The organism is Chryseobacterium sp. JM1 (assembly GCF_000737715.1).
Lineage (GTDB): Bacteria > Bacteroidota > Bacteroidia > Flavobacteriales > Weeksellaceae > Chryseobacterium.
Map to the genome: position 1 here is coordinate 48781 of NZ_JPRN01000012.1, position 23225 is coordinate 72005.

Genomic DNA, 23225 nt, shown 5'->3' on the forward strand with positions numbered 1-23225 from the left:
GTACAAATATACATTTATATTTTTTCTATTTATCTAATACTTCGTAGACCGAATTATTACTTTTAAACTCGGGAACAATGGTTTTCAAAATCTTTACGACTTCCACTTTATCCTTCAATACCGAAGCATCTGTGATCAAATTGATCAGGCTTTCTATTTCTGAAAAAGTCATGGCCGGATCTTTTGAAATCATGATCTTTTCATTATGGGTAGGAAGTGTTTTAGCATTATCGCTTAACAGTTCTTCATAAAGTTTTTCTCCCGGTCTTAAACCTGTGTATATGATTTTTATATCTATATTGGGTTCAAAACCTGATAATTTAATCATTCTGCGTGCAAGATCCAGAATCTTTACAGGTTCTCCCATATCGAAGACAAATATCTCTCCTCCCTGCCCCATTGTTCCTGCATGCAGTACAAGTTCACAGGCTTCAGGAATTGTCATAAAGTATCTTACGATATCCGGATGGGTAATGGTCACCGGACCTCCGGCTTCAATCTGTTTCTTGAAATGAGGAATAACCGATCCGTTTGATCCTAAAACATTCCCAAATCTTGTGGTAATGAACTTGGTGGTATTTCCTTCCACATGCTGTAAAGACTGAACGAATAATTCAGCGGCTCTTTTAGAAGCCCCCATTACGTTGGTGGGGTTTACAGCCTTATCGGTAGAGATCATTACAAATCTGTTTACTTTATAACGGCTTGATAAAACAGCAATATTCTTAGATCCCAAAACATTCACACGAATGGCTTCATTAGGATTTTCTTCAACCAGAGGAACATGCTTATAGGCGGCAGCATGATAAACCATTGCAAAATTATAGGTTTGGAACAGCGACTCTACTCTATGGATACTGGAAACATCTGCCAAAACAAATTTAAATCTGATATGAGGAAATTTATCCTTCATTTCAAGCTCAATATCATATAAAGGGGTCTCTGCCTGATCCAAAACAACAATCAGTGCAGGATTAAACTGTGCGACCTGTCTTACAATTTCGCTACCGATAGAACCGGCACCACCTGTTACCAGTATATTTTTATTGAAGTGTCGGCTTTTAACTTCTTCACTTTCTATTTTTATAGGCTTTCTGTTCAGAAGATCTTCGATCTGTAAATTTCTGATCGCTACTCCCAAATCACTGTCTCTTAATTTCTGTACAGACGGAGCTTTGAATATATTTAAGTCTTTTTCTAAAAATAAATTCACCCAGGAATTCATTTCGTCCTTAGACATCATTTCTTTAACAATAATAACCCCATCAATAATAAGATCTTCTTTTGTAGCTTCTTCTATTCTTCTTTTTTCGTAAATAGGTTTGCCCAATAAAGATGCCCTTTTAGAGTCTGTTCGCTGGGTAAGAAATCCAACGACCTGATAAGGCAGGCTTGGGTTATCCAGAATGGCACGAGCTATAGCAATAGACTGCTCATCGATCCCCAATACCAGAATTCTCTTTTTCAAAGAACTTCTCCTGTATTCTCTCACCACATGAAAAAACTCTTTCACATATAGCCTGAAGAGAAACAGTCCCATAAAAGAGATGATAAAATACAGCACCAGAAACGGAGTAAGTATAAATTTTCCGCCTGTTATCCAAAAATAAGTAAGGTTTACAATTCCTACAACGGTCATTGTGCAGAAACATGAGATCAACAGTTTAAAAAGATCAATAAACGTAGAATGCCTTATAATCCCTGCGTAGGTTTTGAAAAAATACATAAATACTGTATTCACCACAATTATAAAAGCGAATACAACACTTTTCTGTTCGTGATAAATAAACTCTTTCTGAGTGATTTTTTCAATTGTGTAAGTTGAAATAAATAGAGACATCACCAGAATAATAATATCTATTACTAGTATTATCCATCTGGGAAGATATCTTACGTCTGAGAGATTGACAACATTATCCCCTCCAAATATTTTTTTCCTAAGAGAGCTGTACATTGTCTGTATTTGTGTTCATATTTTTATAATAAGGTATAAGATCTGATTATCCAAATTAAAGATAATCCTGATACAATCATGCAAAAATAAAATAAAATTCGATCTGTCTATTTAAAATTCAAAATAATTTGACTTATTCTTTTTCTGCATGCCTATTCATTTGCGAAACTAGCAATTCTATTCTACTAGACAAAAACCATTGACAAAAATCATACCATAAAGAAAACGTTAAAAATTTAAAATCGACAATCAATCTAACTATTTAAGCTGCGTGCCATAAAAAAAATTCAATTAAAAAGCTTCGATTAATGATTTTCATACAAAACGTTAACGAATAATTAATTCCCTAATAGTTGAAATTAAAAAAATCCTAATCAAAAATATCAGCTATTTTTTCATATTCAAAACCCCGGCTCATCAGATATTTTATTGTTTTAGATTTCTTTTGATATTCCTGTAAACCTTTTTGCTTGGAGGAATAATCTTCAAATATCTTTCTGATCATTTTTTCGTAATCCTCTTCATGTATTTCATCAAAACAGCTGTTGATAAGCTTTTCAGAGATCTGTTTCTGCTTCAGATGCATTTTAATCTTATTCCTGCCCCAATGTTTGATGTAAAATTTACCCCTGATATAACTTCGTGTAAATCTTTCCTCATTCAGGTAGTTTTCTTTCAAAAGGTACAGGATGATCTCATCTTTGGCTTCCTCAATTAACAGGAATTCCCGCATTTTCTGTTCAACTTCTGCATGACAACGGTCCTGATAAACGCAATAGTTCACCAGTTTCAGTTTTATTTCATCAAAAGTGAAAGACTTTTTCTCCATAAATAGATATGAAAAAGAATGGACAAAGCTGTCCATTCTTTATTATAATGTTAAATTAAATTAATAGTTGAACAGCGCTCTGCCTTCCATCAGTTCATTTACTTTCTTTCTTACAGAACCGATAACTTCTTCATTTTTGATATTGTCTACAACGTCAGAAATAAGTCCTGCAATCGTGTCCATATCATTTTCTTTAAGCCCTCTTGTCGTAATCGCTGCAGTTCCCAGTCTGATACCGGAAGTTGTGAACGGTGACTTATCATCAAAAGGAACCATATTTTTGTTACAGGTAATATCTGCAAGCACTAATGCCTTCTCTGTTTCTTTTCCGTTGACGTTCTTATTTCTAAGATCTACCAGCATTAAGTGATTGTCTGTACCTCCACTTACGATATCGAAACCTCTCTCGATCATTGCTTTTGATAATGCCTGTGCATTGGCTTTAACCTGCTTGGCATATGTTTCAAATTGACCGTCGATAGCTTCAGCGAAAGCAACTGCTTTACCAGCAATAACGTGCTCCAACGGACCTCCTTGAATCCCAGGGAATACAGCTCCGTCCAATACCTGGCTCATCATCTTCGTTTCTCCTTTCGGTGTTTTGTGACCGTATGTATTTTCGAAGTCTTTGCCCATCATGATCATCCCTCCTCTCGGACCTCTTAAAGTCTTGTGAGTAGTGGTAGTCACTACATGGCAATGCTCGAATGGAGAGTTTAACAATCCTTTAGCCACTAAACCAGCCGGGTGAGCAATATCTGCCCAAAGTGTTGCTCCGATCTCGTCTGCAACCTCTCTGAATTTAGCATAATCCAAATCTCTTGAATAGGCAGAGAATCCTGCGATCAGCATTTTTGGTCTTTCTCTCAAAGCCACTTCTCTCATCTGATCGTAATCGATAAGTCCGGTTTCTTTCTGAACCCCGTAAGAAACTACCTGATACTGAATTCCGGAGAAATTCACTCCTGAACCGTGAGTAAGGTGTCCTCCCATTGAAAGATCCATTCCCATGATCTTATCTCCTGCTTTCAAAACTGCAAGATAAACGGCAGCATTAGCCTGAGATCCGGAATGCGGCTGTACGTTCACGTAGTCTACACCGAAAAGTTCTTTTGCTCTGTTGATGGCTAATGTTTCAACCTCATCTACTACTTCACAACCTCCGTAATATCTTTTTCCGGGATATCCTTCAGCATATTTGTTGGTCAGTACACTTCCCATTGCTTTCATCACGTTCTCAGAAACAAAGTTTTCTGACGCAATAAGCTCTAATCCATGGGCTTGTCTTTGTCTTTCTTTTTCAATCAGGTCGAAAATAATGTCCATTTTACTTTTAGTTTTTGAAATTTTTCACCCCAAATGTACGGAATTTACTTTAAGATTTCTGTATCAGAAAGCATGATTTTAGACCAAAATTTCGGGTTTTAAGTTTGAATCTGCTATTATTCGTAATTCCTTTTACTTCAGCTGGTATCTCTTTTTCAGGTATAAACTCGCCTTAACCAAGACAATCAAAACAGGAACTTCTACCAAAGGACCAATCACTCCTACAAAAGCCTGAGATGAATGAATTCCAAAAACAGAAATACTTACCGCGATAGCCAATTCAAAATTATTTCCTGTCGCTGTAAAAGCAATGGCTGCATTTTTATCATATGGAACTTTGATCAATCTGTTGACCGAAAAGCTAATGAAAAACATCAACACAAAATAAATGATCAGTGGAATGGCAACTTTCACCACATCCATAGGAAGTTCCAGTATTTTATCTCCCTTCAGACTAAACATTAATACAATCGTGAATAACAATGCATATAAAGTGACAGGTGAGATCATGGGAATGAATTTCCGGCTGTACCATTCTTTTCCTTTCCATTTTGTGAGAAAGTAGCGGCTTAAAAAACCTGCTAAAAAGGGAATTCCCAGATAAATTAAAACACTTTCCGTCACATCTCCAATGGGTACTGAAACATTAAAATTCCCGAGTCCTAATTTCTGAGGAAGCACATTAATAAACAACCACACCAGAAAACTATAGGATACGATCTGAAAAATACTGTTTAATGCAATCAGCAAAGCTGCATATTCCCGGTTTCCCTGTGCCAGATCATTCCACACAATCACCATCGCAATACATCTTGCCAGACCAATAAGGATCAGCCCAATCATAAAGTCCGGCTCATTTTTAAGAAAAATAACAGCCAACGCAAACATGAGTACAGGTCCAACAACCCAATTTAACACTAACGAAACAGTTATTACTTTTTTGTCTCTGAATACCTGCGGTAGTAAGGCATAATCCACTTTCGCCAATGGCGGATACATCATCAAGATCAGCCCGGCCGCTAATGGTATATTCGTCGTACCTGAAGAAAGTGAATTGGTGAGTACAGAAATACCTAGAAAAAAATATCCCAAACCAACGCCGGTCAGCATCGCCAGAAAGATCCAAAGGGTCAGATATCTGTCGAGAAGTTTTAATTTGGGCTTCATAGTTATTTACTTATTCTGGAAAAAATATAAAACATTTCAGCCCCAATCTGCATACTTCTTTCTTTATACGTCTCGGTTTGTATGGGTAATCCATCTGAAATCTTCGGATCTTCAAATGTAATGGGAATCCGTTTTTCTGCGCCTGCAATAAAAGGGCAACCTCCATCTGCCTGGGAGCAGGTCATTACTGCTGCAAAACCGCTTTCCGGATTAAAAATATCATCATACTTTTTAGAATATCCAATGAGTGGCAAAGCATTTTCAGCATATTTTACTGCATACACGGAATTTTCACCTTCGCTTAGTTTCCAAATATTAAAACCGACTTCCATTAATGTTTCAGCAATCTTAGGAAATAAAGCCGTGGTTTCCGTTCCTCCGGAATAGCAGTGCACGTCAGGAATTTTAAAATAAGCAGAGGCAGCCTGTGCCCAGATCTGTGCAAGATGACTTCGGCGGGAATTGTGGGTACAGATAAAATGAATATCTATTGCTTCCCGGTTTCTTTTTTTATTTTCTATAAAATCAATTAAGGGTTGCAATACCGCCTTTCTTTCGTCACTGATCTTCTGAGAAAGAATTTCTTCTATATGTTTTAGTAATTTAGGATACATTTCAACTGGCATTACAATTAATACTAGCAGCAACCTGAATCCGGTGTGCAGCAGGAATTCTGATCAGTTTTTAACTCACTCAGACTGATTTTTTGTTTTTCCTCAGGAATACCACATGCTTCGTTAGCTAAGCAGGCCGTCACTTTATTTTTCAGCACAAAGTTTTTACCATTAAATTCCAGATCATATTTTCCAATCGTCTGGTCCTGATATTCCACTTCAATCTCAAAATCTCCGATCCCTAGCTTTTCCTCCGACAGATTGATGATATGAAGCAGTTTTCCCGGTTTCAGACGGTGTTCATAATCATCTGCATCCCAAAGCTGGAAATTGACTCTTTCTTCTTTTCTGATGGTCCCTCCACAGTCGATGAAGTTTTTGGTCACCATCCCTACTTCCGTCACATGGAAATGTTCCGGTACCAATTTCCCGTTTTCCAGCTGGAATTCTACATTCTCCAATGCCGGTAAAATGTATTTAATGTCTGATAATTTCATAGATTTATTTTAATTGTTATAATGCAATATTACGATAATAAAAGTCAAAAAAATTTTAGCAGCAATTCTGCTTTTTCACGGTGGAAATAATATTGGAAAAGAAAGCATTTAAAATTTCAAAAGCTTTTTCATCAATACAATAGCACACGGAATTTCCTTCAATATTTCCTTTGATCAGGCCTGCATTTTTTAATTCTTTCAGGTGTTGGGAAACGGTAGGCTGTGCAAGAGGAAGTTCATTCACGATATCTCCGCAGATACATTCATTCACTTTAAGAAGGTATTCAATGATGGCAATTCTCGCCGGATGTCCCAAAGCTTTGGCTATGACCGCTATTTTGTTTTGCTCGTCCGTAAAGAAATCTGTTTTTGTAGCTCCCATAAGATTAATTATATCGCAATATTACGATAATAAATTTTTACAGCAAAATATTTTAGTAATTTTATTACGTCAGGAAGTTTGAAGCTCGAAGAGGGAAGTTATTGAAGCCCAAAGGCAGTACTATAAGATATTTCAGTAATTTTTTAGGTAACTATTACATATGAATGTCTAATAGTAACTTCCAGCCTCCTTCTTCCATCTTCCAACCTGAATCAGGTTCAGGCAAAAAATCCCTGCAGAAAACTTCTACAGGGATCACACCAATTTATATATATGAATATGAAATTCCGAATAAGATAATGAGAAAGGAAGCCAGAGGATGGAAGAAGGAAATTACATTACTCTAAAAAAACATGTCCTTCTAAATAAAACTTCCAACCTCTCTTCCCAGCTGGATAAATTAAAATAATTCTTCTGTAAGTTCTTTATTGACTACTGCTCCGGCGAAATTTCCCTGTGCTACCGCATTGGCTACAGATCTCATCATCGTTACATTGTCTCCGCATGCAAAGACCCCCGGAACGTTTGTTTTCTGCATCATATCAACTTTGATGAAACCCTGCTCCGTAAGTTCACAGCCAAGATCCCCTGTAGCATTGATATGCTGCTCAAAAGGTATTTTGGCGTATAAAACCTTCAGCGAAATTTCTTTTCCTGTTTTGAAAATAATTTTTCTGATATTCCCGTTTTCATGTTCAATGTTCTCTACTTCATCTTCTACCAGCGTGATATTATTCTCTGCCAGTTTATGTTTCTGCTCTTTGGAAAGCACTGATGGTCCGTTTGTGAATAGAAAGAGGTCTTTTGTCAGATTGTACACGAGTTTTGAAAAATCATAAGCCATATCACCATCGGAAAGGATTCCTGTTATTTCATTTCTCACTTCATAGCCGTGACAATACGGGCAATGCAGCACTGAAATTCCCCAGCATTCTGAAAATCCGGGAATATTGGGCATAAGATCTTTCACCCCTGAAGCAAGAATCAGTTTTTTAGCATGGAACTTTTCACCAGCAAGCGTTTTTGCTTCGAAGCCTTCATCTGTTTTTCCTAATTTGACCACAGAACCTTCATGAAACTTTACTGTATCATAGGCTGCCACCTGTTCGCGGGCAAGATCAGAGATTTCCTTTGGTGTTTTTCCGTCGTGGGTAATGAAGTTATGGGAATGCGGAGTCTGTCTGTTGCAGGGCTTCCCACTGTCTATGATCAGAACATTTCTTACTGATCTTCCCAAAGACATTCCCGCCGATAATCCGGCATAACTTCCTCCTATGATGATAACGTCGTAGCTTTTCATGAATGATGAATGATAATTAATGATTGATGTGAGAAGGTTTACCATAAGCCTGTCTCAACATCTTTGCTTTGACAAAGGTAAAACAAAATTTCATTAAAGCAATATTGTTGCATTAATATTTTCTATCATGATGAATTGATGAGGAAAGAACAAAGAAAAACAGCTGATTTTAAACCTGTAAAGAATTTAAAATCAGCTGTCAGTTGATATATTGATGGAAAAGTTTTGTTTAAAGAAAGGAAGCTTGAGGATGGAAGATATAGAGGACCAAATAGGAGTTTTCATTCATTTCATTTAAATGTCGGAAGTAATAAAACGGCTGGTAAGAACTTGCAGCTTCCCTCTTTCAGCCATTTTAATCCTTTAATTTTTAAACAGTTTGATCGTGTAGTCTAAAAGCTCCTGCCCTCCTATTTCTCCATGTCCCGGCATTACGATTTTAACATCGGGATACTGGGCTTTTACTTTTTCAACGGTTGGAGACCAGGCCTGAACATTGGCGTCACCCAAATAGCCTTTCGTTGCATCTACTTCTTTGATCAGACAGCCTCCGAACATGGCTTTTTCATCAGGAACATACGCAACAACATTGTCTTTTGTGTGTCCTTCTCCAAAGTATTTCAATATAATTTTATGTTTTCCGGCGTTCAGGGTCATGCTTTCATTGAATCCGTGACCGGGAACATTGGCCCCGGTCTGTTTTGCCAACTCAATGGTTTTATTATTGGCGTAAGACGGAATATTATTTTTATCAAATTCTTTCAGTCCGCCCAGGCAGTCATCATGAAAATGCGTCGCAACAACGGCATTCACTTTTGAGTGGAGGCTGTTTTTGATCCATGAAATCAATTCTGCGGAGCTTTTATCATTGGTTGGGGTATCCAGGATTACGGTTTCATTGCCATCTTTCACGATCATTCCATTGCATTCCACTTTTCCAAAAGAGTCTGTATTTAAGTAGGATACGTGCTGATAAATACCGTCAGAGAGTTGAATGATGGACAGGTTATCAGTTTTGTACATTAGTTTAGCTTTCTCCTGTTTTTTCTGAGAAGTACAGCTAAAAGCGAACAGTGCAGAGGATAAGAGTAAAATTTTTGACAGTGATTTCATAGGTTTAATTCATTACAGCTAAATTAGAAAATATTTCTCCCTCTAAAGTGATAAGCCATAGTTAATTAAGTGTTAATTATCACCATTTCATTTTATCAATTTCATCTTGAATTCTCTTCCTGATATCAATTTTAGCACCTTCAAAACTAAAGACGGTTGTTCCTTTTTCCCGGGCAAACTTATTGACAATGGAATCAGCCGCTTTGCCGGTGTTAAAATAAGTACCCGTTTCTTTAAGCTCATCTTCATCTTTGGAAAATTCTTTCACGCGAATCAGATTAACATACTTTTTACTCAGATCAAACCAATTGATGTAATCGGCATTAAAGGAAACCGCTTTTATATCTTTTTTTGAATAATAATTGATGGCGCCTGCCTGTCCGTAATTATCACAGAGCACCAGTGTATTTCCGGATTTTGACAATATGGAATATTCTTTATCCACTTTTTCCGCAAGTTCTTTCCAACCCTGCATATCTGCAAAATCCTGGGGTAACGGATGATCATCCCCATCTTCCCAACGGAGCAGTCCCATCTTTTTGTAGGGTTCCGGGTGACTGATGATGTATTCCGGGCTTTTATTGGGAAATGCGACCTGATACAAAGGTAAAAACAGTAAAACAGGGATTACAATAAAGACCGGTTTAAGAAATTTCTTCCAGCCATTTTCAAAAACAGGAGCCAGAAAAACAGCCCCGAATCCTATAAAAACCGGATAAAGACCAACCGCATAATAATCTTTGGCTTTAAAAAATACAAACAGCGCAATCGTCACGATATACATCCAGAAGAAAGACCTGAATTTATAAAACGGTTTATAAAACAGCAAAGCATACCATCCGGCAACGATCACCAAAAAGGAACCTATAAAAAACAGAATCTGGGACTTAAAAAAATCAAACCGATCGACATGGACGAGCTGTCTTTCCGTAAGTTCTTTCATATGGTGAATCACCGGAAAACCGTTACTGTATTGCCACAACAGATTGGGCAACATGATCAACACTGCCAGTAATCCCGCAATATAAAGATGCGGCTGAAGAAAGATCTTCCTTTGTTTCGTCAATAGAACAGCCGGGATCATTCCCAACACTGAAAAGGCGATATTGTATTTATTCAGGAAACCAATTCCGAAGATCACAGCAGCGATGTAGAGCCATTTTACTTTTTCTGAATTGAAATATTTAATCAGTGTATAATAAATAAGGGTCCATAAGAGGACTTCCACAGAAGTCGGCTGAAAAAGCATATTGATCCGGAGAAGCACCGAAAGCAGAATGCCCGTTGAAGCCAAAATTTTAGCGTATAAATTTCCCTGAAGTTCTTCAATAATTTTCCATACCACAACAATCGTCAATGCTCCGAAGAGGGCAGGAAAAAATTTAACCCAAAAGACAGAACCTCCGGCTATTTTTACCAGCCAGGCCAGCCATGAATTAACGGGCGGCACAGAAAGATATCCCCACGCAAGGTGATTGCCCTGATCAAGGTGTAAGTATTCATCCCGGTGCAGTTCATATTCCGGGCTGATGAGGAAATACTGGAGCATGAATTTTGCGATGATAAAGAAAAAGAGAATCAGGTAGTTTTTCTTCATGAAGGAGGATTTTAAGCTTTTTCAAATTTCTGACGGATTATTTCTGCTTTGACATCTGACACTTTTCGTGTCCAAAATTGAATATATTCACGTTTTTCAGGAAATTCCCGGTCCGTTTTGTTTTGGCCGCTGAGGACATTATTTTTGTACTCTTCCAAAGTATTTTTTAAGTACTCTTCATAGTCTTTAGGATTTTGAGGAACGTAACCAATCCCGTCACACCCGCAGCTGTGAAAACACCGTCCTATGATAAACAGGCCTTCTACAATTTTCCATTCTTTAACATCGGTTTTCTTTGGTGCTTTAAAATCCCATCCAAGGTCAGCCATGAGGTTTCCACATTCGGGACATTTAATCTTTCTTGCCCTGATCTCTTCTGTCAGTGCATCCAGTTCTTCTTTTTTAGCTTTTGTAAACACATCGCCCACATTTCTTATTGTTCCATCCGGCTGATGATAGACTTTTTCTTTTTCAATTCTTGAAAGAATATCATACATATCGGTCTGTTTAAATGATTTTCTGCATTTAAAACAGGTGTAATGGGATTTATATGTTTTTCGGGCATACCTGCACATGTCTTTATTTTAATATCAAATCTAATAATTCTATTTCAGAGATGAACAGACCTGACTAATAAAAAATCCTGAGAAAAAATTCCCAGGATCTTACAGTTTAAATATATAGTGATTGTTTACTATTTTTTCTTTTCTTTAAGCTCTTCCTTGTCTTTATCGGAAGGGTTCCATACTTTCACTTCAGAGTCTTTGCTAATTCCTGAAAGGATCTGTACATTGATTCCATCGCTGGCTCCTAATTTCACATATACTTTCTTGAACTTTCCATCCTTCTGCTTTACTTCTACAAAAGGCGTGTCTTTTCCGTTTTTCTTTTCGTACTGAACCAGTGATTCATCCAATAGCAATGCGTTCTTCTCAGATTTAAGGACAATTTCTCCGTTGGCAGAGAATCCGGCTCTGATATATTCGTTGTTAGGATTCGTCACATCACCTTCTACCGGGAATTTGATGGTTCCCAAATTGTCTTTTCCTTTAGGCGCGATCATCGTCAGTTTTCCCGGGAACGTCTTATTCTGAAGGGCACCGATTACGATTTTCATATCCATCCCTTGTTTCAGTTTTCCTGCCTGAGCTTCGTCTATTTCTCCCTGGAAGATCAAAGAATTAAGGTCTGCAATAGAACAGATCGTCGTACCTGCGTTGAAAGAGTTGGCCTCAATCACCTGGCTTCCTACTTTTACAGGAACCTCAAGAACGGTACCTGATGCCTTGGAACGGATCTGTGTTGTCGCCAATCCCTGAAGTTCAGGAGTCGCTCCGGTTTTTACAATCTGTAATCTTTTTTGAGCGGTCGCTAACTGCTGGTTGGCATTTCTAAGCGTCTGCTGCTGAGTATACAGTTGCTGCTGTGAGTTTAAATACTCCTGCTTGGAAATCACACCCTGCTTAAACAGTTTTTCCTGCATAGCATATTGTTTCTGCATGTTATCCACATTCAGCTTGGCATTACTGATCTGCAGCTGGGAATTCACTACTTCCTGCTGAGCGTTGTTCACGTCAGCAATGTTAGGAATGATTCTCACGGTAGCGATCAGCTGTCCTGCTGTCACTTTATCTCCTTCATCTACCAAAATTTTATCAATGATTCCCGCAATGTTCGGCTTGATTTCAATTTCTTCTTTCGGAACGATTTTTCCCGTGGCCATTACCTTGTCTTCCATGTTCTGGTACGATGGTTTTCTGGTCAGGAAAGCTTCACTCTCTTTAGAATTTGATTTCACGAGATACCCGATCCCGGAGAACAATGCCACTGCAAATAAAAGCCCCAGTACAATATAAATGGCTTTTTTCCAAGTGAATTTCTTTTTCATATATCTAGTTTATTTTTTACTATTAAGATTTTTAACTGATTTAAATATTTAATGATTTAAGAATTTAAACATTAAAAAAATCTGTCATTATTTTCAAATTACTACATCAACCCTATTACCCCATTATTATTCTGATCTCAAGGCTTCAATTGGCCGGATCTTTACTGCTCGCTGCGCAGGGATCATTCCGATGATTAAACCAAGAACAACCATTACTGCCATAGCTCCGAATACGTTTCCGTAATTCACCGTCGGATTATAGAAAGGGAATTCATCCTGGTTCTGCGTCACTGCATTTAGAATAATGAGGACAAAGATTCCGCACATGAATCCGAGAATCCCCGAGGACAGTGTAATCACTACACTTTCCAACAGAATCTGGTTTCTTACTTCGGCCGGTTTTGCGCCTAAAGCTCTTCGGATCCCGATTTCTTTGGTTCTTTCTTTTACCGTGATCAGAAGGATATTCGAGATGGCGATAACTCCTGCAAGAATGGTCAGCGTTCCTACGATAATGGTCAGAAGCTGCATTCCGGTAAGGAATCCCGTCAGTTTTTTAAATTCTTTTCCTAAGTTGAAACTTCCAAAAGCATTGGTATCTTCGGGAGATACTTTATTTTGAGTTTTCAGTACCTGCTTTACATCTTCCTCTACTCCGTTTACATTGGCATTAGGCTTACTTACAATGGCAAACATGTCAATCTGTTCTCCGGCATTATACATTTTGGTATAGGTGGAAAGCGGAATAAATGCCGTCTGGTCATTTTCAAATCCACCGCCTTTTTTCACCCTGAAAACCCCGATCACATTAAAAAATATTCCTTTTATATTGACCTGTTTTCCTACCGGATTTTCTTTTTTCTTAGCATCAAAGAAGTTCTTGTAGATCTCTTCTCCAATCACCACTACATTTTTATTTCCCATCACATCGGCATCATTGATGTAACGGCCGAAAATAAGTTTCTTTTCTGAAATTTTATTTCCTACTGAGTAATCTCCTGTAAGAGAATACGTCCCGTTTTTTCCGTTTCTGGACATCGATTCACCAGGTGTTCCGGTAAAGCTTCCTCTTGCATTTTGGGGTGAGATATAGTCGATAGCACTCACTTTTCTTTTCAGCATATCCATATCGGATAAGTTGAGATGAACCTGTCTTCCTTTAGGGAATCCATCATAAGGAATGGATGTTTTCTGAGCCCAAAGAAAAATGGAGTTGGTTGCAAATCCGGAAAACAGTTTATCAAAACCATTCTCCATCCCTTTTGCCGCTCCAAGAAGACTCACATACAAAAACATTCCCCAGCCTACACCAATCATGGTAAGGAACGTACGAAGCTTATTATTCCTCAGTGAATAATAAATTTCCTGCCAAGTATCTTTTTTAAATAATATGTTCACTTCTTTGAGTTATAAGTTTAAAATATAATTGATGATTAATCATCACATCACCGTATCATCACATCAACAAATCACCGTATCATTATTCGGTTCTTAACGCTTCTATCGGTTTGATTCTCGAAGCTCTGTACGCCGGAACAAATCCTGCAATAAGCCCTGAAAATACCAAAGCAATAAACGCCATAAAGATCGTTACCCAGCCTACGCTCGGGCTTTTGATGAAATATTCTTCGAGGCTGTCGCCGATTAAGCTGAGTGCCAGAACACCTATTCCCACTCCAACAATACCTGAAACTACCGTTATCACGACACTTTCCTGTACAATCAGTGCTACAATACTTCTTGGTTTGGCCCCGATGGCCTTACGGACACCGATCTCTTTGGTTCTTTCTTTTACGATATACACCATGATGTTACTAATCCCGATGATCCCCGCCAATAATGTTCCCATCCCGATAAAACCAACAATGATGGTCAGTACGGCCATAAACTGGAAGGTTTCATTCATGTTCTTGGCATTATTCCAGACACGGACTCCGTTTTCATCGTCAGGAGCAACATTCTTTCTTGATTTTAATCTGTCTTTAAGTTCGTCACCGTATTTAATAGCTTCTTCAGGGCTCAGCTTTTCGTTATAGGCGATATATACCGTGGATACCGTATCTGAGCCTTTTTTCATTTGCTGAAGGGTGGTGATAGGTACTGCGATATGTCTTTCGTCCCAGTCTCCTCCGTCATCAGAAAATACCCCTACCACTTTGAACATAGTTCCATTGATGTTCAGGTCTTTCCCTACTGGACTACCGTTCTTGATCAGGTCACGCTGAACCATTCTTCCGATTACGGCAACGTTTTGCTTTCTCTGAAGATCCATATCCGTAAGATAGCGTCCGTCCAGCATTTTTCTGTTTTCAATCACCTTTTCTCCCGGTTCTGCACCGTTTACCTGGTAAGTCCCGCTTTCTTTTCCGTATTTCACCATTAAACTTGTGGTGTATCTCGGACTGGCATCGCCTACTTTATCTTTATCAGCATTGATCAGGAAGTCGTAGTCATCATTATTCATCGTGACCGTTCTATCGGACTGAAGCCCTTTATAAGCCATCGTGGTTTTCCCGGTATAGATCGTGATCAGATTCTGTGCATCTCTTGCAAAACCTTCGGTAAAGGCATTCTGAAGCCCCTTTCCTATTCCGAAAAGAACCACAAAAATAAACAGCCCCAAAGCCACTGTAAACCCCGAAAGCACCGTCCGCAATACATTACTGCGAATAGAACTGAATATTTCCTGCCAACGATCTAGGTCAAACATAGTTTTATTTTTTACTTTGTAAAAAGTCAATTAACTCCGTTGTGAATTTTCTTCGAAGTCAATTAACCCTGTTGTCAATGGTAAAGTTGCTTCTATTGACAATTCACAATTATTTTTTATTCTTTTTTCAACATCCCACTTAAGAGGATAAATGTTGTTTTTATTAAGTTTTCAATTTTCACTAATTCTTCTTTTTTGATATAATTACAGTCTATAACTATGTCAAAACAAGAATCCAGTTCTATCACCGAGCCTCTGGCTATTTCAAAATATCTTTTCCTTTCAGTTTCCGATCTTCTGGAGCATCCTTCCGTTATATTCAACACGACCTAAGTGGAAGCTCTGCGTATCTGATCTGTAAGATTAAATCTCTCACTATCCGGAATCACAGATAAAATTTTATAACATTCAATTCTTAACTGTCTGGCCGATTGATAAACATCAAGTTTATAATGGTTCAGATTCAAAAACATGGTTACTTTCTTTCATTTGTGTTTGTGTGTTCTTTATTACTTAATTAAAATTGATCATTTAACATTCACAATTGACTTGCGCAGCAAAATTCACCATTCACTTATAAAACAATCTGCTTGATAAACTCATCACTTTCAATGACGCCGTCTTTCAGGATGACGTTTCTTTTGGTCTGTGCGGCTACGTCCGGTTCGTGGGTTACAACGATGATGGTTCTTCCTTCATTATTGATATCCTGAAGAAGTTTCATAATATCATGGGTTGTTTTGGAATCCAATGCTCCCGTTGGCTCATCTGCCAGCACTACTTTAGGATCTGTGATCAATGCTCTTGCGATGGCAACCCTTTGTTTCTGCCCCCCTGAAAGTTCGTTGGGTAAGTGATCTGCCCATTGTGCAAGCCCTACTTTCTCAAGGTATTCCATAGCTTTCTTATTACGTTCTTTTCTGGGAACATTCTGATAGTATAAAGGAAGTGCTACATTTTCCAGAGCCGTTTTATAACTGATCAGGTTGAAAGACTGAAATATAAAGCCCAGAAATTTACTTCTGTACTCTGCCGCTTTAACCTCAGAGAGATGTTCGATAGGAACGCTGTCCAGCTCATAAGTCCCTGAATCTTTTTCATCCAGAATCCCGATGATATTAAGAAGCGTGGACTTTCCGGACCCGGAACTTCCCATAATAGAAACAAACTCGCCTTCGGAAATATTAAGATTAATACCCTTAAGAACGTGCAGCTTGCTTTTCCCCGTATCGTATGATTTATGTAGATCCTGAATTACTAACATGAAGTGATGCTTGTTTTATACCCATATAAGTAGATGATACTTTCAATTTGTTACAAGAACCATAATTTATTCGAATATTTTATTGTTTAACGAATTACGCCTTTGTTTATAGCATATTACATTAATCTGTTTAACTGTAAGTGTATTTTTTCATTTATTTTTTCCTCACAACCCCTTCTAAGCCATTATTCGTGCTGGTTTCATGTAAATGTGGAAAACTTTTAGAGTTAAAACTCAGCCAATTAGTATTTACCCCTTTCAAAATCAGTTCTTTTTTTCGAACTTTGTCATTAGTTCTTTACAAGAAACCTCCAGTCACCAATGTGAATATGTTTCTAACGTAAATACCAAACATACAAGAAGTTAAGCATTACTTCCACGTTATCCACAGTAATGCTGATTATTTAATTTTAAAGATATTTTAATATGGGAATTTTCGATAAGAGAGTAAGTTACAAGCCATTTGAATACCCTGAGGTTCTTCAGTTTGTAGAGGCGATCAACAAATCGTTCTGGGTGCACTCGGAAGTGGATTTTACTGCAGATGTTCAGGATTTTCATTCGCAGTTAGAGCCGAACGAAAAACACGCTGTGAAAAATGCATTGCTTGCCATTGCACAGATCGAGGTGTCTGTAAAGACATTCTGGGGAAACCTATACAACCACTTGCCAAAACCTGAATTCAATGGACTGGGAGCTACTTTTGCAGAATGTGAATTCCGTCATTCCGAAGCGTATTCCCGTTTGGTAGAGGTATTGGGATACAACGAAGAATTTACCAACGTTATTGAAATTCCTGCCGTAAAAAAGAGAATTGACTTCCTTTCAAATGTATTGAAACACGCCAATTCCACTACGCCTAAAGAATACGTATCTTCCCTTTTATTATTCAGTATCCTGATCGAAAACGTATCGCTTTTCTCACAATTCGCGATCATCCTTTCTTTCACAAGATTCAAAGGATACATGAAGAACGTTTCCAATATCATCGCATGGACTTCCATCGACGAGCAAATCCACGCCAACGCCGGAATCTACCTGATCAACAAAATCCGTGAGGAACAACCTGATCTGTTAACAGATTCTGATATCGAAGACATCTACACGCTGGTAGATCAGTCTATCGAGCTGGAAGGTGAAATCTTAGACTGGATCTTTGAACTGGGAGAATTAACCGTTTTCTCAAAAGAAGACCTTCTGAACTTCATGAAATATCGTGTAGACGACAGTTTGAAGAAAATCGATATGGAAACCCGTTACAACGTTACTCCTGAGCAGTACCGTCCAATGAAATGGTTTGAAGAGGAAGTTTTCGCGAACTCTATGGATGACTTCTTTGCAAAAAGACCTGTGGATTATACAAAACACGATAAGAGTATTACGGCGAACGATTTGTTTTAAATAAATGGGTGGGCGCGAGCGAAGCGAGCGTCAAAGCAGATCGTATTAGCAATATTATACTAAGTCTGTATCATCTTAATAATTCTTTCGTTCCCTGAAATAACACTATAATTCAAAGCACAATAAATGATTAATGTAATCGTAACTTACACCGTAAACCCTGAATACGTTTCAGAAAACAAAACCCATATCCAAAAGTTTCTGGAGGATTTCAAAAATCTGAATCAGGAAACCTTTGAGTATAAGGTTTATGTAAAAGAAGACGGTGTTACTTTTTTACATTATTCAAACTATATCAATGAAGAGGTTCAGCATGAGGTTTTAAATGTACCGTCTTTTAAAGAGTTTCAACGATTAAGAGATGAAAGCGGCCTGAACGGCACGCACAAAGTGGAAATTTTACAATCAATATAAAAAGCAACAAAATTCCGGAGCATAAAAACTGCCCCGGAATTCGAAAATATAACATCTATGGAAGAGCAAAATTCAAATATATGGTGGCTCAATGAAGAGTCTGAGCAGATGCTGAACAGAGGGTATCTGTTAAAAGGGGAAACGGTAGACGGAGCCATCGACAGAATTACAACAGCAGCTGCAAAAAAATTATACAAGCCGGAATTACAACCTGCTTTCAAAGAAATGATCACCAAAGGATGGATCAGTTTCTCATCTCCTGTATGGGCGAATATGGGAACACAGAGAGGTCTTCCTATTTCTTGTTTCAACGTACACATTCCGGACAGCATCGAAGGCATTACCCACAAAATGGGTGAAGTGATTATGCAGACGAAGATCGGAGGTGGAACTTCAGGATATTTCGGAGAATTGAGAAACAGAGGTACTGCGGTAACAGATAACGGAAAATCTTCAGGAGCGGTTTCGTTCATGAAATTATTCGATACGGCAATGGATGTGGTTTCTCAGGGAGGTGTAAGAAGAGGTGCTTTTGCTGCTTATCTGGATATCGACCATGGTGATATTGAAGAATTTTTATCCATCAAAGATATCGGAAGCCCGATCCAGAACTTATTTACAGGAATTTGCGTTCCTGATTACTGGATGCAGGACATGATCGATGGTGATATGGATAAACGTAAAATCTGGGCAAGAGTTCTTGAAAGCCGTCAGCAGAAAGGTCTTCCTTATATTTTCTTTACCGATAACGTTAACAGAAACAAGCCGCAGGTTTATAAAGATCTGGGAATGCCTGTCAATGCAAGTAACCTTTGCTCTGAAATCATGCTTCCTTCTACCAGAGAAGAATCTTTCATCTGCTGTCTGTCTTCCATGAACCTGGAATTGTATGACGAATGGAAAGATACAGATGCTGTAAAACTGGCTGTTTACTTCCTGGATGCAGTATTAACTGAATTCATCGAGAAAACAGAAGGAAATTACTACCTACAGGGAGCAAGAAACTTCGCATTGCGTCACAGAGCGCTTGGATTGGGAGTTTTAGGATACCACTCTTATTTACAGAAAAACATGATTCCGTTTGAAAGTTTTGAAGCGACTCAGTTCAATGCAAGAGCTTTCAGACACATCAAAGAGCAGGCAGAAACTGCGTCAAGAGAATTAGCCAACATATACGGTGAACCGGAATTACTGAAAGGATACGGATTAAGAAATACCACAACAATGGCTATTGCTCCTACCACTTCAAGTTCTGCCATCTTAGGACAGACTTCCCCGGGAATCGAGCCGTTTGCTTCCAACTATTACAAAGCGGGTCTTGCGAAAGGAAACTTTATGCGTAAGAACAAGTATCTAGCTAAATTATTGGAAGAAAAAGGTCTGGACAACGAAGAAACATGGAGAACGATCATGCTGAACCACGGTTCCGTACAGCATTTGAAAGAGCTTACCGATGAGGAGAAAGCCGTATTCAAAACGTTCAAAGAGATTTCTCCGATGGAAATTATCTCTCAGGCTGCCCAAAGACAACAATACATCGACCAGGCTCAGTCTCTGAACCTACAGATCCCATCTACAATGCCGGTAAAAGACGTCAATTATCTTTACATTGAGGCATGGAAAAAAGGAGTAAAAACTCTTTATTACCAAAGAAGTTCTTCCGTTTCTAAGGAAATGATGGTTAATTTTGTGAGCTGTTCTGCATGTGAAGCATAATATTATTCATCAATAATACACATCAATATAGAATTAAAGCACGCTTTTTAGCGTGCTTTTTTCATTATTTTTATAATTTTAATAAAATATTAATATTAGAAATGGAATAACACATATACCGTTAACCATTCATTAATACTAAAAATATTCACATCTTATTCTCCAAACAGTGAGTATAATCATTATATAGCTGATTATCAACAGACATAATGGTTTTAAATTTGATATATTTGTAAAAAATTATTTCAAACTAAACCCTATGATAAAAACTCTAGGCGGTGGCACACTGCTTACATTACTTTTGTGCCTCCCCATAGCAAACACAAATGCCCAGGTCAAAATTTCCAATTCATCAGGAGTCATCAACTCAGAAAGTTTACTGCACCTTGAAAGCTCATCCAACGACAGAGGATTTCTGTTGACCAGAATTGCTTTGCAGGCAGCCAATACAGCAGCACCTCTTGCTTCCCATATTGCAGGAATGGTTGTTTTCAATACGGCAACAGCAGGAACTGCTCCCAATAATGTAACTCCCGGATTGTACTACAACAACGGAACACAATGGATTAAACTGACCACTAAGGCACCACAGGTAGGAGATATTAAAAACGGTTTCCAAAGTGCAGACCACAACGGGTGGTATCTGCTGAACGGAAGAACCGTGAGCACATTGGCGGTCAATCCAAGGGCCAGAGCAACAGCATTGGGCTTCAGCACCAATCTTCCTGATGCTTCAGACAGGTATCTAAAAAACACAAGCGGAACAGATAACATAGGAACTGCGGCAGGAGCCAACTCTTTCACCCTTACGCAGGCCAATCTTCCCAACGTTACTTTTTCAGGATCTACGAATACGACCGGAAACCATACCCATACCTACACCGACAACCCGTTAAATACGGCAGCAAACGGAGTAGCGAGCGGAACCAATAATCCAATCTCTGATACCTCCAGTGTTAACGACAACACCAACAGCAGTGGTGATCACAACCATACGCTGAGCTTTTCTCTGGGAGGCAGCAGTCAGCCTGTAAGTTTGGTCCCGAACAATATCATTACTAATGTATTTATTTATCTAGGAAGCTGATCATGAAGAAAAATATTTTAAACACACTGACCGGATTATTATTTTTTTCGGGTTTAAATGCTCAAGTGGGTATAGGAACACCTACTCCTTCTGCTTCAGCAGTCTTAGAACTGAGCAGCACCAATAAAGGTCTTCTGATGAATACCGTTTCATTGGCTTCCACATCATCCGCAAGCCCTCTCAGTACGCATACTGAAGGTATTTGGGTTTATAATACCGTTACCGCAGGAACAGCTCCCAATAACGTAATCCCGGGACTGTATTATAATGACGGTTCCAAATGGGTCCTCATGTCTATTAACAGCGATATGCCCAAAATAGGAGACATCAAATCCAGCATGACCAATGCAGACCACAACGGATGGTATCTGCTGAATGGAAGAAGCGCATCTGCTCTTTCAGAATCTGCCCGGATTAATGCAGCTTCGTTGGGATATACAACAGCCCTTCCCAATACAGCAGACCGGATTATAAAAGGTAAGAACGCTTCTGAAGCTATGGCAGCAACAGGTGGATCCAACTCCTATAGTCTTTCACAGGCCAATCTTCCGAACCTTACCCTTACAGGAACAACCAGTACAGACGGTGCACACAGCCATACGTACACCAACAGAGGAGTGAATTACTGGAATTATAATGCAGGAAGTTTAGCCACCACCAGAACAGTGAATACCGAAACAAGAACCACCGGGTCAGCCGGAGATCACAGCCATACTTTTTCTGTACCCAGCGGAGGAACTAATACGCCCCTTGCACAGTACCCCAAACATATGGTCGTTCAGTATTTCATCTATTTAGGAAAATAAAAAATCGGAAATGAAAAAAATTAATTATATAGTACTGCTTCTTGCCGCTTTCAATACGTTAAGTGCGCAAGTGCTTATCACGGCAGGAAATTCTCCAACGCCTACCGCAAACAGCCAGGCAGTTCTGGAACTGTATGCGCAGAATAAAAATAAAGGACTATTAATGCCCAAAGTATCCCTTACGGCTACAAGCGCTCCCAATCCATTTCCAAGCCACATCGCAGGAATGACCGTCTATAACACCAACACAACAGCGGCAGCATTGACCGGTGTAACTCCCGGATTTTATTATAATGACGGAACCTCATGGAGCAAACTGGAAGTACAGCTTCCAACCGTGGGCGACATAAAATACAGCAGCACACCTGCAGATCAGGACGGATGGTATCTTCTGGATGGAAGGGCTATTTCAAGTCTTCCTTCAGCGGTACAGAGCAGGGCAACTTCACTGGGGTTCTCTACAACACTTCCGAACAGTACCGACAGATATCTTAAATCCAAATCTGGTTCGGAAACATTGGGAACAATAGGCGGAAGCACTTCCGTAGCACTTACTCAAGCTAATCTTCCGAATGTAACATATAATGCAACGACTACCACAAACGGAGCCCATACACACGCTTACAACGACCGTGCAAGCGGTACGACCAACAGTATAGAAGCAGGAAGCACGAAAACGGTTGTGGATAACGATGCTACCACTTCTACCACTTCAAGTGCAGGAGCTCACAATCACACGTTCTCCGTTTCTACGGGAGGATCAAATACAGCGTTGAGCCTGCAGCCGAAATACCTTTCAGCATACATATTTGTGTATCTGGGACAGTAACAGAACTTGGAAAATCAATAAGACTTTTAAGCCTTATTATAAAGTACAGAAACCATGGAATATCTATGGTTTCTCTTCTCTAAAAACTCAGATATAAAGCTGAAAAACAACCGTAAATGCATAAAATAAGCCTGCTAAAAAGGGGATTATTAAATTTTAACAAAATTTTAACATTTAAGTTTTAAAAAATTATTTCCCGTTAATCATTCATTAACACTGAAAATATGAGCCATTCCCTCCCTGAACAGTGAATCAAGTGGCTCTATCACAGACTTTAGGTTATTATTATCAAGTAATTTTATATACATTTGTTTAAAATTTACTACTTAAA

General features: G+C 38.7%; 22 protein-coding genes and 1 pseudogene. 7 read left to right on the top strand and 16 right to left on the bottom strand.

Translation table 11 applies throughout. The annotated features are described in order from the left end of the window. Positions 1 to 25: 25 nt before the first annotated feature. The 7 genes from IW22_RS18140 to IW22_RS18170 form a co-directional block, all read right to left on the bottom strand. Positions 26 to 1954, bottom strand: coding sequence for a polysaccharide biosynthesis protein (locus tag IW22_RS18140; protein WP_034729261.1), 1929 nt, complete (start codon positions 1952 to 1954; stop codon positions 26 to 28). Positions 1955 to 2324: 370 nt separating this feature from the next. Then, positions 2325 to 2783 carry a regulatory protein RecX gene (locus tag IW22_RS18145; protein WP_081873976.1) on the bottom strand — a complete coding sequence of 153 codons (459 nt, stop codon included), beginning with the start codon at positions 2781 to 2783 and terminating at the stop codon, positions 2325 to 2327. A gap of 60 nt (positions 2784 to 2843) precedes the next feature. Next, positions 2844 to 4109, bottom strand: coding sequence for a serine hydroxymethyltransferase (glyA, locus tag IW22_RS18150; protein WP_034729264.1), 1266 nt, complete (start codon positions 4107 to 4109; stop codon positions 2844 to 2846). Between the two features lie 132 nt (positions 4110 to 4241). Continuing rightward, a complete protein-coding gene (gene arsB / locus IW22_RS18155) occupies positions 4242 to 5276 on the bottom strand; it encodes an ACR3 family arsenite efflux transporter (protein WP_034729267.1) in 1035 nt (344 codons plus the stop codon). A gap of 2 nt (positions 5277 to 5278) precedes the next feature. Continuing rightward, a complete protein-coding gene (locus IW22_RS18160) occupies positions 5279 to 5890 on the bottom strand; it encodes a protein-tyrosine-phosphatase (protein ID WP_034729273.1) in 612 nt (203 codons plus the stop codon). Positions 5891 to 5913: 23 nt separating this feature from the next. Beyond that, the gene (locus IW22_RS18165; RefSeq protein ID WP_034729276.1) at positions 5914 to 6387 is read right to left on the bottom strand and encodes a DUF6428 family protein; all 474 of its coding nucleotides are present in this window, start codon (positions 6385 to 6387) and stop codon (positions 5914 to 5916) included. Between the two features lie 55 nt (positions 6388 to 6442). Then, entirely contained in the window at positions 6443 to 6769 is a 327-nt protein-coding gene (locus tag IW22_RS18170; protein WP_034729278.1) for an ArsR/SmtB family transcription factor, read from the bottom strand. 164 nt (positions 6770 to 6933) lie between these two features. Between IW22_RS18170 and IW22_RS18175 the strand changes: the two genes are divergently transcribed. Further along, on the top strand, positions 6934 to 7116 hold the full coding sequence (locus tag IW22_RS18175) for a hypothetical protein (RefSeq protein WP_034729280.1): 183 nt from the start codon (positions 6934 to 6936) through the stop codon (positions 7114 to 7116). A 53-nt stretch (positions 7117 to 7169) separates the two neighbouring features. Here IW22_RS18175 and IW22_RS18180 read toward each other — a convergent pair whose 3' ends face one another. The 9 genes and pseudogenes from IW22_RS18180 to IW22_RS18215 form a co-directional block, all read right to left on the bottom strand. Then, positions 7170 to 8069, bottom strand: a complete 900-nt coding sequence (locus IW22_RS18180; protein ID WP_034729483.1) for an NAD(P)/FAD-dependent oxidoreductase — start codon at positions 8067 to 8069, stop codon at positions 7170 to 7172. A 363-nt stretch (positions 8070 to 8432) separates the two neighbouring features. Beyond that, entirely contained in the window at positions 8433 to 9182 is a 750-nt protein-coding gene (gene bla / locus IW22_RS18185) for a subclass B1 metallo-beta-lactamase (RefSeq protein WP_034729282.1), read from the bottom strand. Positions 9183 to 9261: 79 nt separating this feature from the next. After that, entirely contained in the window at positions 9262 to 10779 is a 1518-nt protein-coding gene (locus IW22_RS18190; RefSeq protein ID WP_034729285.1) for a glycosyltransferase family 39 protein, read from the bottom strand. A gap of 11 nt (positions 10780 to 10790) precedes the next feature. Then, positions 10791 to 11276, bottom strand: a complete 486-nt coding sequence (locus IW22_RS18195; protein ID WP_131401760.1) for a hypothetical protein — start codon at positions 11274 to 11276, stop codon at positions 10791 to 10793. 197 nt (positions 11277 to 11473) lie between these two features. Continuing rightward, positions 11474 to 12667 (bottom strand): efflux RND transporter periplasmic adaptor subunit, encoded by a 1194-nt coding sequence (locus tag IW22_RS18200; RefSeq protein ID WP_034729288.1) that lies wholly within the window; start codon positions 12665 to 12667, stop codon positions 11474 to 11476. Positions 12668 to 12793: 126 nt separating this feature from the next. Further along, positions 12794 to 14065 (bottom strand): ABC transporter permease, encoded by a 1272-nt coding sequence (locus tag IW22_RS18205; protein WP_034729289.1) that lies wholly within the window; start codon positions 14063 to 14065, stop codon positions 12794 to 12796. 82 nt (positions 14066 to 14147) lie between these two features. Further along, entirely contained in the window at positions 14148 to 15377 is a 1230-nt protein-coding gene (locus tag IW22_RS18210; RefSeq protein ID WP_034729291.1) for an ABC transporter permease, read from the bottom strand. A gap of 116 nt (positions 15378 to 15493) precedes the next feature. Beyond that, a pseudogene (locus tag IW22_RS24055) lies at positions 15494 to 15850 on the bottom strand (four helix bundle protein). A 101-nt stretch (positions 15851 to 15951) separates the two neighbouring features. Further along, the gene (locus tag IW22_RS18215) at positions 15952 to 16641 is read right to left on the bottom strand and encodes an ABC transporter ATP-binding protein (protein WP_034729292.1); all 690 of its coding nucleotides are present in this window, start codon (positions 16639 to 16641) and stop codon (positions 15952 to 15954) included. Positions 16642 to 17067: 426 nt separating this feature from the next. Between IW22_RS18215 and IW22_RS18220 the strand changes: the two genes are divergently transcribed. From IW22_RS18220 to IW22_RS23780, 6 genes are all read left to right on the top strand, one after another. Next, positions 17068 to 18042 (top strand): ribonucleotide-diphosphate reductase subunit beta, encoded by a 975-nt coding sequence (locus IW22_RS18220; RefSeq protein ID WP_034729294.1) that lies wholly within the window; start codon positions 17068 to 17070, stop codon positions 18040 to 18042. A 126-nt stretch (positions 18043 to 18168) separates the two neighbouring features. Continuing rightward, positions 18169 to 18456: a hypothetical protein gene (locus tag IW22_RS18225; RefSeq protein ID WP_034729296.1), complete on the top strand. Its 288-nt coding sequence runs from the start codon at positions 18169 to 18171 to the stop codon at positions 18454 to 18456. A 48-nt stretch (positions 18457 to 18504) separates the two neighbouring features. Then, the gene (locus tag IW22_RS18230; RefSeq protein ID WP_262483639.1) at positions 18505 to 20172 is read left to right on the top strand and encodes a ribonucleoside-diphosphate reductase subunit alpha; all 1668 of its coding nucleotides are present in this window, start codon (positions 18505 to 18507) and stop codon (positions 20170 to 20172) included. Between the two features lie 259 nt (positions 20173 to 20431). Beyond that, on the top strand, positions 20432 to 21259 hold the full coding sequence (locus IW22_RS23770) for a hypothetical protein (RefSeq protein WP_051891295.1): 828 nt from the start codon (positions 20432 to 20434) through the stop codon (positions 21257 to 21259). A 2-nt stretch (positions 21260 to 21261) separates the two neighbouring features. Further along, positions 21262 to 22065 (top strand): hypothetical protein, encoded by an 804-nt coding sequence (locus IW22_RS23775; protein ID WP_051891296.1) that lies wholly within the window; start codon positions 21262 to 21264, stop codon positions 22063 to 22065. Between the two features lie 10 nt (positions 22066 to 22075). Continuing rightward, on the top strand, positions 22076 to 22894 hold the full coding sequence (locus IW22_RS23780; protein WP_051891297.1) for a hypothetical protein: 819 nt from the start codon (positions 22076 to 22078) through the stop codon (positions 22892 to 22894). The last annotated feature ends 331 nt before the right edge of the window (positions 22895 to 23225 follow it).

Excerpts from the sequence above, each read along its gene's own strand:
- IW22_RS18140 (WP_034729261.1), bottom strand. The coding sequence starts at position 1,954 with ATGTACAGCTCTCTTAGGAAAAAAATATTTGGAGGGGATAATGTTGTC.
- IW22_RS18145 (WP_081873976.1), bottom strand. The coding sequence starts at position 2,783 with ATGGAGAAAAAGTCTTTCACTTTTGATGAAATAAAACTGAAACTGGTG.
- glyA (WP_034729264.1), bottom strand. The coding sequence starts at position 4,109 with ATGGACATTATTTTCGACCTGATTGAAAAAGAAAGACAAAGACAAGCC.
- arsB (WP_034729267.1), bottom strand. The coding sequence starts at position 5,276 with ATGAAGCCCAAATTAAAACTTCTCGACAGATATCTGACCCTTTGGATC.
- IW22_RS18160 (WP_034729273.1), bottom strand. The coding sequence starts at position 5,890 with ATGTATCCTAAATTACTAAAACATATAGAAGAAATTCTTTCTCAGAAG.
- IW22_RS18165 (WP_034729276.1), bottom strand. The coding sequence starts at position 6,387 with ATGAAATTATCAGACATTAAATACATTTTACCGGCATTGGAGAATGTA.
- IW22_RS18170 (WP_034729278.1), bottom strand. The coding sequence starts at position 6,769 with ATGGGAGCTACAAAAACAGATTTCTTTACGGACGAGCAAAACAAAATA.
- IW22_RS18175 (WP_034729280.1), top strand. The coding sequence starts at position 6,934 with ATGTCTAATAGTAACTTCCAGCCTCCTTCTTCCATCTTCCAACCTGAA.
- IW22_RS18180 (WP_034729483.1), bottom strand. The coding sequence starts at position 8,069 with ATGAAAAGCTACGACGTTATCATCATAGGAGGAAGTTATGCCGGATTA.
- bla (WP_034729282.1), bottom strand. The coding sequence starts at position 9,182 with ATGAAATCACTGTCAAAAATTTTACTCTTATCCTCTGCACTGTTCGCT.
- IW22_RS18190 (WP_034729285.1), bottom strand. The coding sequence starts at position 10,779 with ATGAAGAAAAACTACCTGATTCTCTTTTTCTTTATCATCGCAAAATTC.
- IW22_RS18195 (WP_131401760.1), bottom strand. The coding sequence starts at position 11,276 with ATGTATGATATTCTTTCAAGAATTGAAAAAGAAAAAGTCTATCATCAG.
- IW22_RS18200 (WP_034729288.1), bottom strand. The coding sequence starts at position 12,667 with ATGAAAAAGAAATTCACTTGGAAAAAAGCCATTTATATTGTACTGGGG.
- IW22_RS18210 (WP_034729291.1), bottom strand. The coding sequence starts at position 15,377 with ATGTTTGACCTAGATCGTTGGCAGGAAATATTCAGTTCTATTCGCAGT.
- IW22_RS18215 (WP_034729292.1), bottom strand. The coding sequence starts at position 16,641 with ATGTTAGTAATTCAGGATCTACATAAATCATACGATACGGGGAAAAGC.
- IW22_RS18220 (WP_034729294.1), top strand. The coding sequence starts at position 17,068 with ATGGGAATTTTCGATAAGAGAGTAAGTTACAAGCCATTTGAATACCCT.
- IW22_RS18225 (WP_034729296.1), top strand. The coding sequence starts at position 18,169 with ATGATTAATGTAATCGTAACTTACACCGTAAACCCTGAATACGTTTCA.
- IW22_RS23770 (WP_051891295.1), top strand. The coding sequence starts at position 20,432 with ATGATAAAAACTCTAGGCGGTGGCACACTGCTTACATTACTTTTGTGC.
- IW22_RS23775 (WP_051891296.1), top strand. The coding sequence starts at position 21,262 with ATGAAGAAAAATATTTTAAACACACTGACCGGATTATTATTTTTTTCG.
- IW22_RS23780 (WP_051891297.1), top strand. The coding sequence starts at position 22,076 with ATGAAAAAAATTAATTATATAGTACTGCTTCTTGCCGCTTTCAATACG.